The sequence below is a fragment of the Oceanobacillus massiliensis str. N'diop genome, assembly GCF_000285495.1.
Lineage (GTDB): Bacteria > Bacillota > Bacilli > Bacillales > Amphibacillaceae > Oceanobacillus > Oceanobacillus massiliensis.
This window is the reverse complement of record NZ_HE610980.1, coordinates 165098-178313: the sequence shown is the minus strand read 5'-3', so window position 1 is coordinate 178313 and position 13216 is coordinate 165098. Positions and strand designations below refer to the sequence as shown.

The 13216-nt window shown below is 40.9% G+C and carries 12 protein-coding genes and 1 riboswitch; of the genes, 9 read left to right on the top strand and 3 right to left on the bottom strand.

Going from position 1 to position 13216, the window contains the following annotated elements:
* Positions 1-61: 61 nt before the first annotated feature.
* Together OMHG_RS16050 and OMHG_RS16045 are read right to left on the bottom strand one after the other, a co-directional pair.
* Complete coding sequence (locus OMHG_RS16050; protein ID WP_010651915.1) at positions 62-1636, bottom strand: Vga family ABC-F type ribosomal protection protein; 1575 nt, start codon at positions 1634-1636, stop codon at positions 62-64.
* An 896-nt stretch (positions 1637-2532) separates the two neighbouring features.
* Positions 2533-2862 carry a hypothetical protein gene (locus OMHG_RS16045; RefSeq protein ID WP_147629101.1) on the bottom strand — a complete coding sequence of 110 codons (330 nt, stop codon included), beginning with the start codon at positions 2860-2862 and terminating at the stop codon, positions 2533-2535.
* A gap of 325 nt (positions 2863-3187) precedes the next feature.
* Here OMHG_RS16045 and hflX point away from each other — a divergent pair, with 325 nt between their 5' ends.
* On the top strand, positions 3188-4441 hold the full coding sequence (gene hflX / locus OMHG_RS16040; RefSeq protein ID WP_010651913.1) for a GTPase HflX: 1254 nt from the start codon (positions 3188-3190) through the stop codon (positions 4439-4441).
* 21 nt (positions 4442-4462) lie between these two features.
* Positions 4463-5362: a macrolide 2'-phosphotransferase gene (locus OMHG_RS16035; protein ID WP_010651912.1), complete on the top strand. Its 900-nt coding sequence runs from the start codon at positions 4463-4465 to the stop codon at positions 5360-5362.
* 141 nt (positions 5363-5503) lie between these two features.
* On the opposite strand, the gene OMHG_RS16030 is transcribed toward OMHG_RS16035, so the two are convergent.
* A complete protein-coding gene (locus OMHG_RS16030) occupies positions 5504-5956 on the bottom strand; it encodes a YaiI/YqxD family protein (protein ID WP_010651911.1) in 453 nt (150 codons plus the stop codon).
* A gap of 164 nt (positions 5957-6120) precedes the next feature.
* Between OMHG_RS16030 and OMHG_RS16025 the strand changes: the two genes are divergently transcribed.
* The 7 genes from OMHG_RS16025 (at position 6121) to argF (ending at position 13051) form a co-directional block, all read left to right on the top strand.
* A complete protein-coding gene (locus OMHG_RS16025) occupies positions 6121-6483 on the top strand; it encodes a PadR family transcriptional regulator (protein ID WP_010651910.1) in 363 nt (120 codons plus the stop codon).
* Positions 6476-7480 carry an HAAS signaling domain-containing protein gene (locus tag OMHG_RS16020; RefSeq protein WP_237566215.1) on the top strand — a complete coding sequence of 335 codons (1005 nt, stop codon included), beginning with the start codon at positions 6476-6478 and terminating at the stop codon, positions 7478-7480. Before OMHG_RS16025 ends, OMHG_RS16020 begins: the two co-directional genes overlap by 8 nt.
* A 1354-nt stretch (positions 7481-8834) precedes the next feature.
* Positions 8835-9020, top strand: a riboswitch (cobalamin riboswitch).
* A 135-nt stretch (positions 9021-9155) separates the two neighbouring features.
* Entirely contained in the window at positions 9156-9638 is a 483-nt protein-coding gene (locus OMHG_RS16015; protein ID WP_010651908.1) for an acyl-CoA thioesterase, read from the top strand.
* Between the two features lie 104 nt (positions 9639-9742).
* Positions 9743-10033 carry a DUF3219 family protein gene (locus OMHG_RS16010; protein WP_044477067.1) on the top strand — a complete coding sequence of 97 codons (291 nt, stop codon included), beginning with the start codon at positions 9743-9745 and terminating at the stop codon, positions 10031-10033.
* A 35-nt stretch (positions 10034-10068) separates the two neighbouring features.
* Entirely contained in the window at positions 10069-10635 is a 567-nt protein-coding gene (locus tag OMHG_RS16005) for a GNAT family N-acetyltransferase (RefSeq protein WP_010651906.1), read from the top strand.
* A gap of 76 nt (positions 10636-10711) precedes the next feature.
* Entirely contained in the window at positions 10712-11908 is a 1197-nt protein-coding gene (locus OMHG_RS16000; protein WP_010651905.1) for a class I SAM-dependent rRNA methyltransferase, read from the top strand.
* Between the two features lie 177 nt (positions 11909-12085).
* The gene (argF, locus tag OMHG_RS15995) at positions 12086-13051 is read left to right on the top strand and encodes an ornithine carbamoyltransferase (RefSeq protein ID WP_010651904.1); all 966 of its coding nucleotides are present in this window, start codon (positions 12086-12088) and stop codon (positions 13049-13051) included.
* Positions 13052-13216 lie beyond the last annotated feature (165 nt).

Below are 13216 nucleotides of genomic sequence, written 5' to 3'. Positions count from 1 at the left end.
AGGGAGATTCCGTTGATTCAGGGGTGGTTAGGTTCTGCTGCATTATTGATGCAATCAACCCTCATTCTTTACTGGTAATTGCTCTTTTCTCTGCCAGCAATGCTTGGAATTCCTGTTCCAAACGATCAGTTGGCTCCATGCTAAGCTTACTGAGAATTTCGGTTATCTTTGTTTCAATCAGGAGCAGATCCTGTTCCTGTGAATTCACTTCCTTCTCGGGTTTATAATTGGTAAATGCTTCGTAGCTTCCATCGACTAGTGTTATTTCTTCATTTTCGATTGATAAAATCCGGTTTGCTATGCTCTGAATAAACCTTCGATCATGGGTGACAACGAGTATGGTCCCCTCATAGTCCTTGAGCAGATTTTCCAGGGCCTCCACAGCTTCTATATCGAGAAAGTTGGTTGGTTCATCCAAAATTAATAGGTTTACATCGCTAACAAATAATTTGGCAAAAGCAACCTTAACCCGCTCGCCTCCACTTAGGACATTAACTTTTTTATACACATCATCCTGATAAAAATGCAGTCTGGCAAGAACGGTTCGAATCAGTGTTTCGTCCTGCTCAGAGGTAACGCTGACATTTTGCATAATGGTTTGGTCCGTTTCCAGTACATCCAGGTTCTGACTGAAGTATCCAATTTTTAAAGCAGGAGAGATGCTGATGTTCTGATCCCCCGCTATTATTTTCTTGATAAGTGTTGTCTTTCCGACACCGTTTCTTCCAAGAATGGCAATCTTATCACCACCCTTGATATGAAAACTGGCGGGCCTCCAGAGCGTCCTGTCTGCCAAGTCGGCTTTTGCATCCTCGGCTCGAATGACAATTCTTCCAGCAATTTTTTCTTGATTGGGAAGACCCATCTTGATAGGGGTGTGTTCTTTTACTTTTTCTACAGCTTCCAGTTTCTCCAATCTTGTTTCAATTGCCTTAGCTGTTTTGTGCAGCTTTTTTTGCTTCTTGGCAAAGTATGGTTTGGCGCCTGTGATACTCGCTTCAGATTTACTGACACTCTTTGGTTTTTTTGTTGCCCTTTGTGCCTTTTGTTCTTTCTGTTCAAGCGCATTTTCCAATTGCCGTTTCTTTTGCTGATAGTTTTCGTAGGCATTTTCCTGCTGTCTGATCTCAAGTTCCTTTTGGGCGTTATAAACAGAATAGTTACCTTTATACATATGAATGTGTCCTCCATCGAGCTCCCAAATGGCAGTACAGAGGGAATCCAAAAACGCCCTGTCATGTGAAACCATTATAATTGCGCCTCTCCAGCGGGAGAGCTGTTTTTCCAGCTTTTCGATGTGCTCCGTATCCAGATTAGTTGTCGGTTCATCTGCAAATAGTATTCCGGTTTTCTTTGCAAGGGATTTATTGATATACTCCTGCGTGACTTCTCCGCCGCTTTTTGTTGTCTCTGTTTGCTTGAGCTGGGGCAGCAGCTCGGTGGCTGCTTCAGTGACAATCGACCCCTCGTCTGGTTCCCTTAAACCTGCAAGTATCTCCAGGAGAGTGGTTTTACCAGTACCATTGCGTCCAACCAATCCTATACGATCATCATGCTGGATAGCTAAATTCTCAATATCGAGAAGCAATTGATCTTTGATATAATACTTAAGATTCTTCATTTCAAGTACATTCATCTATTTCATCTCCATTCCGAGCATATTTCGGAGACAAAAAATGCCTCCTATCCATTTTCAGAATAGGAGGCATAGGTGTACTGCAAAAAGACATGAATTCCTTTATAGGGAACACACAACCTAACCAATCCTATTCTGAAAAAATCCAGCCTGCTGCATGACAAATAAATGGACATAATCCATGAATTTACATGCCTTAACTTGAATGTTTTCTAAAAATAGAATTAGTATTTCATGTCCCCTTTGTTCACCCTTCCGTCTTATATTACCCCCATTATAACTGATAGAAAGGTGCCTGTCACTTCCCGGTTTTTGTCGAATGCGGCTGGTATACTTTTAAGCAAGACAATTCAAAAAGCAGGATCCACATGGAATCCTGCTTTTTGCCCCGCTGAAAGGGAGCACACGGAAAATCTGTCATTTTAAATTTTTCTTTCCGTTTTGTTCTTTGACGAATTTCAACTCGTAAATCCTGACTGCATGATTCTCGAGAACGCTGCAAAGAGCCTTCGCAATCTGATCTCAAAACAGTCAGCCTAGCTATTCATTTGCACTTTTACAAAAAACTACTTACCGATTTGACACACATCATACAATGGAACGTGAATCTTTCAATTCCTGATGAGTTTAATATCCGTCAGTTAAGCAAATTCCCCGCCAAGGCTGTGCAATTCTCCATTGGAATTCATTCTTAAACAAGTTGCTGTAAAGACATCTGCAAGTCGTTTGCAAATTCCTCCCAATGCTAGTTCGCCTTGTATTATATAAATACCCTTTATTGAAAAGAATAAACCAGGGGTGCCTGTCACTTCCCGAATTTTGTCGAAGGACCTTTATTGTTATTGGCTGGGCTTTATGCTAGACTGGTTTTAATCTAATCGGAAATGGAGGGGTTTCTAGTGGCAATTAACAGATTTCGTATTCAGGTTTTGAATCGTTAATTTCATACGTTCAAAAGCTCTGTCTGCTGCAGAGTAAACGGAATCAGTCTGCCCTTTAAAAGGAACCCTTTTTAAATACGTTATGTTTAAAAGAAGGCGGAGTAGTCTACCTTCTTTTTTGTTGCCTGAAACCAAGATGCTGGATATGTTGAATTTACACGTTCCAAAATTCTCTTCAGCATTTTCAGCCTGTGGTTTCACGCGAAGCCCGTTTACGTTGCACAGACAGAGGTCTGTGTTTTTTTTATAGGCTCTTTTCGTAAGTGTTGTTGTTATCTCTAACATTGTATTTGATAGAAACTGCGGCATAACAAGAAATGATTGGTGTTCTATCCCCACTCCGGAAATGCACTGCGCTTTCCGCGGGCTCGCAGGAGTCTCCGTGTATTTCCTCCGCTAAGATTTAGCTTTCTGAATCAAATTGCTGAAATTCGATTATTAAGCTGATTGATTGGAGCGCAGGGCAGTCGACTCCAGCGGGAAAAGCAACGGCTGAAAGCGCTCGCCGCGGAATTCGGCAGAGTCTGTTACATCGCAGTTTATATATTTTATGTAAAAACAACAATCTTTGAGAAAACAGCCTTTTTATAAGAAAAAGGAGGAACATGATATGAATAAAAAGGCAATATTAGTTGGTGTTAATACTTCCCGAAAGGAAACAGATTTCGAGTACTCCATGGAAGAACTGGAAAATCTTGCTGCGGCGTGCGGGATCCAATCAGCAGGAAAGCTGACGCAAAACCTTGATCGTATCGTACAGGGCTATTATTTAGGTAAGGGTAAGCTGGAGGATTTAAAGAAAATGGTCGAGGATGCAGAGGTCGATGCCGTAATTTTCGATGATGAACTGACACCATCTCAGATCAGAAATATTGAGGAGACGATTGAATGTGAAGTGGTCGATAGAACGATGCTTATCCTCGAAATATTCGCAAGACGCGCCAAAACAAGAGAATCGAAACTCCAGGTTGAAGTTGCCAGACTGCGGTATATGCTTCCTCGATTAATAGGAAGCCGTGAATCACTGGGTCGTCAGGGGGGAGGCTCCGGGTTAACGAATAGGGGATCAGGGGAAACGAAACTGGAAACAGACAGAAGAAAAATTGAAGAACAGATAACGAAACTAAATCGCGAACTTGATAATCTTGTAAATCAGCGAAGGACGCAACGGAAACAGCGTGAAAAAAATAATATTCCTGTTGTTTCACTTGTCGGATATACAAATGCAGGGAAATCAACAATCATGAATGCGGTGTTGGATGCCCACAATTCGGGAATAGAGAAGCAAGTGTTTGAAAAGGATATGCTTTTTGCCACATTGGAAACCTCTGTGAGAAAGGTGGAGCTCGAAACAAATCAAACCTTTCTTTTGACAGATACGGTTGGCTTTATAAATAAATTGCCGCATCATCTGGTAAAAGCTTTTCGCTCTACACTGGAGGAGGTATTAGAAGCAGATCTTCTGGTACATGTCCTGGATGTGTCGAATCCTCACCATGAGGAGCATCTAAACTTGACCAACAGGATTTTAGAGGAGATCGGTGTTGATGGGATTCCGGTCATCTATGCGTATAATAAATCGGATCTTGCGGATATAGCCTATCCAGATGTGAAAGAGAACGAAGTCTATTTATCTGCCAGGAAAAAAGAAGGGCTGAATGAATTAACCGAGCTGATCAAGGCCGTAATTTTTAAATCATATAAAACTTGTGAACTATTGATTCCATATACAGACGGTCAGGTCGTAGCTTACTTTAATGAGCATGCGAATGTACTAGACGAAATATACGAAGAAGAAGGTACCAGGCTTGTAGTGAAATGCAAGAATGCAGATGCCGAAAAGTATGAAAAGTATTTAATTTAATACGTATAGGAAGTGAACAGGATGTCATTAACGAATGAGCAGGTTATTGGAAAAGCGAGAGATCATGGATTGGCTGTCAATCAGGATTCCTTGCGTTACAATGAATCAGGGTTGGACTTTCAAGTAGTATTCGCCACAGATGCAGAAGGGGAAAATTGGGTATTGCGTTTCCCTAGACGCAAGGATGTTATCCTGACAGCAAGAAAGGAAAAAAGGATTCTTGATTTGGTCGAACCGAAAATTTCTGTTCAAGCACCGAATTGGGTTATTTTCTCAGACGAATTAATTGCCTATAAGCTATTAAAAGGAATTCCTGCGGGAACGATTGATCCGGAGAAAAAGGCATATATATGGGAAATTGATGAAAAGAATGTACCTGATAGGTATCACGCTACCCTTGGGGCCGCCTTGGCAGATCTGCATCATATCAGCCATATCGAAGCTAGGGCTGCCGAATTAAACGTACAGAAACCTGAGGAAATTAAACGTTCGATGATCATAAGAATGGAAAAAGTAAAGGCAGAATTCGGTGTGAATGAGGATCTATGGGATAGATGGCAAAAGTGGGTTTCTGATGATTCCATTTGGCCAAAGCAGACAGTGCTCATTCATGGCGATCTGCATCCTGGTCATATTCTGGTGGATCAACAGGCGCAAGTGACTGGCTTAATTGACTGGACAGAGGCTAAGGTAGATGATCCGGCTAATGATTTTGTATCTCATTATATGGCCTTTGGCGAAGATGCCCTTCAACAATTGATAGCGGCATATGGCAGGGCGGGCGGCTATGTCTGGACGAATATGCACCAGCATATCGTAGAGCTATCGGCAGCCTATCCGATTGCCGTCGCCGAATTTGCTGTGAAATCAGATCTGGAAGATATGAAACAAATGGCAAAACAGGCACTTGGTGTCCTATAAACCGTGGGTAAAAGAGAGCGAGTGGAACTTACCATTCCATTTTGCTGGTGATTGACTGAATAAAAAAATGCTGCGTATCCAACTATGCAGCATTTTTTTAATGCTCTAATTCATTTTCAACTTATCAGCTAATATGAAGCCTCATTCAGATAATAGCTGTTTTAAAGTACTGGTAAAAAGACTTCTGAACTTTTCTTTATCCTCTGCTGTGAATGGTTTAGGTCCCTTGGTACGTTTTCCGCTTTTGCGTGCCATTGCACTCAAGTAGCGTGTCTGCAGCAGCTGGTCGATATTTTCATTGGTATAGGTGAAGCCTTTATGATGAAGTACGATGCATCCTTTTGCCAATCCGAGGGAAGCAAGTCCATAATCCTGTGTCACAATCATATCGCCTTTTTCCGCGAGCTTCATGATGCGATAGTCAGCGGCTTCAGCTCCTGTATCGACATAAATGGTTTTAACCCCTGAAGGATCCTCCTTTCTGGAATAGTGGGATATGCTGGTAATCATAATAACGGGTATTTTTAAAATATTTGCTTCTGCAATAATGATATCCTTCACAGGACAGGCATCAGCATCTACATAAATTTTCATTGTAATCTCTCCTGATTTAAACGAATTGGTCATGATACTAAGAGGTTGCTCCTGTTTTGTCAACATAAAGTCCTTTCATAAAGAATATACCATTTATATTTTTTATTAATGTGTACTTTACAATAGTGTACGACATACACTATAATAAATTCAGGAGTGATAACATGAGCAATGCACAGGAACATATGGATAAATTGATGCAGGAGTTACGCAGAGGGACGATAACGATTGGTGTACTCAGTCAGCTGTCTGAGCCTCAGTATGGATATTCGCTTGTCACAACATTAAGCGAAAAAGGAATTCAGGTCGAACCGGGTACCCTTTATCCACTTCTCAGGAGACTGGAGAAACAGGGCTTGCTTGAGAGCAAATGGGATACGAATGAATCGAGGCCGCGTAAGTATTATTTATTAAGTAAAACAGGCCATGATGTATTTGGATTATTGATTGCAGAATGGAAGAGTATGGCACAAAGCCTGGATCAATTAATAGGAGAAGAAGGGAGCGATCATAGTGGAAATGATTGAGCGCTATATTTATGCAGTAACACAAAAGCTTCCACAATCTCAGAGAAGCGATATAGCCGACGAACTTCGCACATTGATTGAAGATATGCTGGAGGAGCGTTCTTACGGTAGAGATGTTACGGATAAAGATATTGAAGGAGTCTTATTGGAATTGGGAAATCCTAAGAAACTGGCTCGAAATTACCGGGGAACAAAGAATTATATTATTGGACCTGATCTGTTTGATGTATTTATCCTCGTATTAAAAATTTCACTAATTTCTTTTGCTATTGGTATGGGAATGGTTTTTGTGGTCCAGATTAGTATTGATCCACTGGATATTTTGGACCATTTCGTGGGATTGATTGTTGGATGTGTCACCATCATTCCGCAAATCATTGGCTGGGTAGTCATCGGATTTGCCATTGCCGAGTATGCTGGCGGAAAAATAACCGAAGATATCTTGCAGGAGGAATCGTGGAAGCCAGCGGATTTGGCAGCAATACCTGACCCAAGGCAAAAAGGTATGATTAAACGAGGGGAACCAATCACAGGAATTGTCATTTATACGGTTCTCTTTATGGTATTGGCATTAAATAATGAATATTTTGGTGTGTGGTACTTTAGAGGAAGTGATGTTCCTGGGGTAGTGCCATTTCTTAACACCGAAACATATGGTACCTATCTATTATTTATTGCCGTTATTTTCGGTTTCGGTATTATAAAGGAATGTTTAAAGCTTATCTATGGTAAGTGGACCGTTAAGCTGGTCACGTATTCGGCAATCTTTAATATTGTTTCCTTGCTGATAATCGCTACAATGATAGCTGGTCCCGAATTTTGGAATCCTGAATTTATGGATCAGTTGGTGCAAAAGCAATTTTTTGCCGCTGGCAGTGATGCGTATCAGACAGTCAGTATCATTTGGGAGCAATCGACCAAATGGATACTGATATTAATGGGAGTTGGTTTGATTTGGGATGTTGCAGACGGTATCATTAAGATTAGGAAAAAGTAAATACAAGTATAATATGTTGAGAAACAAGAACGGGAAAGCTCTGAATGCCCTGACTGATTATAGCCATTCTGTTTTCATCGTTAAGTACAGTAGTGCTATCGTCTCTTTGCTATCTATGTAAATTAGGGTACAATGGGTCCAAGCATGATATGGCGGTGAGGGTGGGACGCTCACTATTTCCCTCTGGATACCATTACGAATGGTGAAGGGGGGATGTCTATGGATGGTTTAGCGACGTTATTGGTTGTTTTATTTGCAGCAGGTACCTTTTTGGTTTCGTTGCTGCAATTCATCCGGCAATTCATTAATGATTTAATGAATAAAAAGTGAACCCCCACCCTTTGATCCGCAAAAATCAATAAGGGTGAGGGTTCTTCTGCTTCAACAACTGTTGTTGTCCAGTGGGGAAACCCCGCCTGAACTTCTGTATCATGCAACCGGGGATGTGTCCAGCATTCCCGGTTATTTTATGTTTTCTTAGCATTCATTATACATCGGTGCTCACTATATGTCCATTAAGGAATTTTCAGATTATATGTATACTTCCCTGTAAGATACGAGTAAGTTCCCGAAACTATATCGCATCCATCCTAGCGTCTCTTTAGATGGGGATGCAAAGAATGTTATGGTATACTTGAGAAAATATAATATAAATTTCGCTTTATGGTGACTTTATATACAAGGTTCTCTTCGTAAGTATTGTTGTTATTTCTAACTCTTTATTTGATAAAAATTGCGACATAACAAGAAATGACTAGTGTTTTATCCCCGCCCGGAAATACACTGTGCTTTCCGCGGGCTCGCGCTAAGCCAGGGTACTGCTTGCGATTGCTTCCTTGTTCCCTTGCACCGAGGAAGTCTGCTTCGAAGCGAAACTGGAAGACGCAGGTGCATCTAGTGGGGTCTTATCGTCTTCGCTTTTCCCGCAGGACAAGGAAGGCTGCGTCAGCAAGACATCGCACGCAGAAATTGCGGATGCAATTTCAAGGAGTCTCCGTGTATTTCCTCCGTTGTGATTTGGCTTTCTGAGTGAAATTACTGATATTCAACTATTAAGCTGATTGATTGGAGCGCAGGGCAGTCGACTCCAGCGGGAAAAGCAACAGCTGAAGATCCCGCAGGAAGTGGGTTTCTTCCGAGGAAGCTGAGAGCGCCCGCCGCGGAAAGCGACTGCCCGGAGCGGAAATCGGCCGGAGCAGTTATCGGGTTTACTGAGTGCTTTTTTTTAGAATAAATCCATGAACAATTTGAGATGGCTCATAGAATCCAGGGAAGTATAGCGGGAAAAGCAACGGCTGAAAGCTCACGCCGTGGCATTCGGCAGAGTCTGTTACGTCGCAGTATATATATTTTATGTAAAAACAACAAACTTTGAGAAAACAGCCATATACAAAGTTGAAAAGGGAAGCTGGTGGAATTCCAGCACGGTCCCGCCACTGTAATGAGGAGAGTCCTTTTGATGGCCACTGTTATGATAACGGGAAGGCGGAAAGGATTTGTTGATACTGAGTCAGGAGACCTGCCATAAAGAAGAACATTTTTTCCTGCTGGAGATAGGAGGATGTTACGCTAAGTGCTTTCATTTTACAATGTATGGCTATAACATATTACGGTTATTCGCTAACATCTTCCATTCACGGAGGTGTTTTTTTAATTTTACTGAGGGGGATCTATCATGATCAAGAAATCTGTAAGCGATTCTAAAACGGTTCAGACAAGGCTGGTTATGCCGCCGGATACAAACCATTTGAATACTATTTTTGGAGGGAAGGTACTCGCCTATATCGATGAAATTGCTGCACTTACCGCAATGAAGCATGCTAATAGTGCAGTGGTTACAGCTTCCATTGATTCTGTGGATTTTCTGTCTTCCGCAAAAGTCGGTGATTCCTTGACATTGGAAGCATGTGTGACTTACACAGGAACAAGCTCAATGGAAGTCTATGTAAAGGTCAGTGCCCATGATCTAATTAAAAATGAAAAGAAACTAACAACCGAATCGTTTCTGACAATGGTAGCTGTGAATGAGGACGGACAGCCTATCCAAGTGCCTCAGGTATATCCGGAAAGTGAAGAGGAAAAGCTGCTGCATACAACAGCACCGGCAAGAAAAGAGAACCGCAAAAGGCGGAATGCTTATAAGCATAATACAATTTAAGCTTTGATTTTAGTTTTGATTAAACCTTTGATATAGGTATTTTGTTAAACAATTTCATACGAACCTGTTAAGATTAACCTAATATAGAGGGACGGAGTGAAATGATGAATGAAAAAGTTTGGATCAATGAGTTGGAACTAGATGCTAAAAACTATCAGGAAGAAACAGTATCGCGTGATGGCAGGGAATTACTGAAAATAGTCTTTGAATTTGAAGTGACCAGTAAAGACTACCATGATGTAACGGTACACCTATACAAAAATGATTTTATCGTCCGTGTCCCTGAACGGAATCTTGAATTTTCAGCAGTTATTCATCAGTATTCCACTTCGATAACTAATTTATATGAAGCAGAAGCTGTCGGTGAATTTAAATTGGAGCTTATAGAGAAATAAGTTGTTTCTGATAAATAAAGGGGGAAGAAGCAAACATGGAACCGATATTGATAGATTTTCCAGAAGAGTTTGAGACAGAGAATTTAATTATCCGAGCACCTAAAGCAGATGATGTAAAAGCTGTTAACGAGGCAATCAAAGCGTCGATTAATGAATTGAAGCCCTGGTTGCCCTTTGCCCAGCAGGAACAGAGCATGGAGGATACCGAAATCAATATAAGAACAGCTGTAGTCAAATTTTTGGAAAGAGAAGACCTTAGGCTTCATGTGTTTTTGAAGAAAACAGGTCAATTTATAATGTCATCAGGTCTGCATCGGATTGATTGGGACGTAAGAAAATTTGAAATAGGCTATTGGGCAGACAGCCGGTATACAGGGAAAGGCTATGTGACAGAAGCTGTTAAAGGCATTACAGATTTTGCCTTTCGGGAATTGGACGCCAATCGTATCGAAATTCGTTGTGATACCCTAAATGAGAAAAGCGCTGCTGTAGCCATAAGACTAAGCTATGAGCTGGAAGGTATTCTCAAAAAGGACCATTTTTCAACCGATCGAACCGAGCTCAGGGATACATATGTCTTTGCCAAGGTGAGAGAAGCCTAGAGGCTGCAGTACGATGCTAACTTGCACTATAGCTGCGTGTGATGCGATAATGTAAAAAAAGTGATTGGATGAAACTATGACACAGATTATTGAATTGATCGTTAAACATGACTTTGTAAGACAATATAAGAACAAATATCCATTAATAAATAAGGAATCTATTGTGAATCCTGATGCTCTTTCCAGGGAAGGTGCGATTGTTCATTTGCATGATGATCACCACACTTTCCTTGCGAAGGGGTACTATGGTGAACAGAATAAAGGTCTTGGCTGGGTACTCTCCTTTGATGAGGGAGAAAAAATCGATGGCGTGTTTTTCAAAAATAAAATTCTGACTGCGATTAATAAAAGACAATCCTTTTATAAGGATGAGTCTACCACTGCATTTCGAATCTTCAATGGGGAAGGCGATGGAATAGGCGGACTTACCATTGACTATTTTGATGGTTACTATTTAATTAATTGGTACAGTGAAGGAATTTATTCATTTAAGGAAAAAGTAATCACAGTGCTCGATGAACTCGGCGATTATAAAGCTATTTACGAGAAGAAACGTTTTGATTCGAAGGGCCAATATATTGATGACGATGATTTTGTTAAGGGAGTCCGCGGAGAATTTCCAATCATCATCAAGGAGAATGGCATGAATTATGCTGTCTATTTAAATGATGGCGCAATGGTGGGGATATTCCTGGACCAGCGGGACGTGCGCCAAGCTATTCGAGACCAATATGCAAAAGGAAAGCATGTGTTGAATACCTTTTCGTATACCGGGGCCTTTTCGATTGCTGCATCATTAGGCGGGGCATCCAAGACGACAAGTGTGGACCTTGCCAAACGCAGTAAAAGCAAAACGATCGAACAGTTCAGTATAAATGGGATTGATTTTGAACAGCAGGATATCATTGTCATGGATGTTTTTGACTATTTTAAATACGCGAAACGGAAAGACTTGAAATTCGATCTGATTATACTTGATCCGCCTAGCTTTGCCCGCTCGAAAAAGCACACCTTCAGCACCGCTAAGAATTATCCTGATCTGATTAAAGACTCTCTAGCCATTCTTGAAAAAAATGGTGTCATTGTCGCATCAACAAATAATGCATCGTTTGGCATGAAGAAATTTAAAGGGTTTATTGAAAAGGGATTCCGAACTATGAATATGAAATTTAATATACTAGACGAATTCGCGCTGCCTGCTGATTTTCAGGCTGATCGCAACTTTAAGCAGGGGAATTATTTGAAAGTTGTTATTGTACAGAAGGTGAATTAACGAAAAAACCGCTTCGATCATCACATAGAAGCGGTTTTTTTATTAACGAAGCAGCAAGTTAGCATTCATACCGATAGAATGAAAATATAATTCTGTTAATCTAATGAAAACTATTGTATATTTATTCTTTATGATGCATAATAATTCATACCATCATTTTTAGAAAGGGGAATTATTATGATAACGGAAGCGAAGGAAATAAATTTTCACAAACAGGAATTAAAGGGCCGCAGCTTTTTGACACTTGCAGATTATTCCCAGAACGAAATTAATTATCTGATTGACCTCGCTGATTATATAAAGAAACAGAAACGGGAAGGTATCGCATTCGAACCACTTAAAGGAAAAACGTTAGGAATGATTTTTGAAAAATCATCAACGAGAACTAGGGTTTCTTTTGAAGCGGGCATCTATCAGCTGGGCGGTCTTGGGATTTTCCTTAGTTCAAAGGATATACAGATTGGCAGAGGGGAAACCATAGCGGACACAGCACAAGTCCTGTCAGGATATCTGGATGGAATTATGATACGGACATTCTCCCAGGAAACAGTTGAGGAGCTTGCTGCAAAATCAAGCATTCCAGTTATTAACGGATTGACAGATTTGTACCATCCTTGCCAGGTGCTTGCCGATCTGCAGACAATAAAAGAAATCAAAGGAAAGCTGCAGGATATAAAGGTTGTGTATATTGGAGATGGAAACAATATGGCACATTCCCTAATGATTGGTGCTGCCAAGATGGGCATAGAGCTAGTCATTGCTGCGCCTGAAGGATATCATCCGGACACTTCAGTTACAGATAAAGCCAAAGCGATTGCCTCTGAACATCATGCTAAAGTCAGTATCGAAGCGAATCCATTTGAGGCTGTTAAACATGCTGATGTTATCTATACTGATGTATGGGCAAGCATGGGACAGGAGGCAGAACAACTCAAGAGAGAAAAGGATTTTGCAGGATACCAGGTTAATGCAGCATTAATCGAAAATGCAAAAGAAGAGGCTATCTTTATGCATTGTCTGCCGGCCCATCGCGGAGAGGAAGTAACAGCGGAAGTGATTGACGGAAAACAATCCGTTGTCTTCCAGCAGGCAGAAAATCGGCTGCATGCACAAAAAGCCCTTATGACTGCATTGATGGGGTAGAAAAGATTGGAAGATTAGCGATAGAATTACAATTGAGGTTATCCCATACAGATTAGGGGATAGCCTTTTTTGGAAGGGAAATGGATATTGCTTTTGAAGAATAGTATGATGGAATATATGTAATGATTATAGTGGAAAAAGTAGAAGACTCCCCCTGTGGTAGAC

Coding starts and splice junctions, on each gene's coding strand:
- OMHG_RS16050 (WP_010651915.1), bottom strand. CDS start 1,636: ATGAATGTACTTGAAATGAAGAATCTTAAGTATTATATCAAAGATCAA.
- OMHG_RS16045 (WP_147629101.1), bottom strand. CDS start 2,862: ATGTTAGAGATAACAACAACACTTACGAAAAGAGCCTATAAAAAAAAC.
- hflX (WP_010651913.1), top strand. CDS start 3,188: ATGAATAAAAAGGCAATATTAGTTGGTGTTAATACTTCCCGAAAGGAA.
- OMHG_RS16035 (WP_010651912.1), top strand. CDS start 4,463: ATGTCATTAACGAATGAGCAGGTTATTGGAAAAGCGAGAGATCATGGA.
- OMHG_RS16030 (WP_010651911.1), bottom strand. CDS start 5,956: ATGAAAATTTATGTAGATGCTGATGCCTGTCCTGTGAAGGATATCATT.
- OMHG_RS16025 (WP_010651910.1), top strand. CDS start 6,121: ATGAGCAATGCACAGGAACATATGGATAAATTGATGCAGGAGTTACGC.
- OMHG_RS16020 (WP_237566215.1), top strand. CDS start 6,476: ATGATTGAGCGCTATATTTATGCAGTAACACAAAAGCTTCCACAATCT.
- OMHG_RS16015 (WP_010651908.1), top strand. CDS start 9,156: ATGATCAAGAAATCTGTAAGCGATTCTAAAACGGTTCAGACAAGGCTG.
- OMHG_RS16010 (WP_044477067.1), top strand. CDS start 9,743: ATGAATGAAAAAGTTTGGATCAATGAGTTGGAACTAGATGCTAAAAAC.
- OMHG_RS16005 (WP_010651906.1), top strand. CDS start 10,069: ATGGAACCGATATTGATAGATTTTCCAGAAGAGTTTGAGACAGAGAAT.
- OMHG_RS16000 (WP_010651905.1), top strand. CDS start 10,712: ATGACACAGATTATTGAATTGATCGTTAAACATGACTTTGTAAGACAA.
- argF (WP_010651904.1), top strand. CDS start 12,086: ATGATAACGGAAGCGAAGGAAATAAATTTTCACAAACAGGAATTAAAG.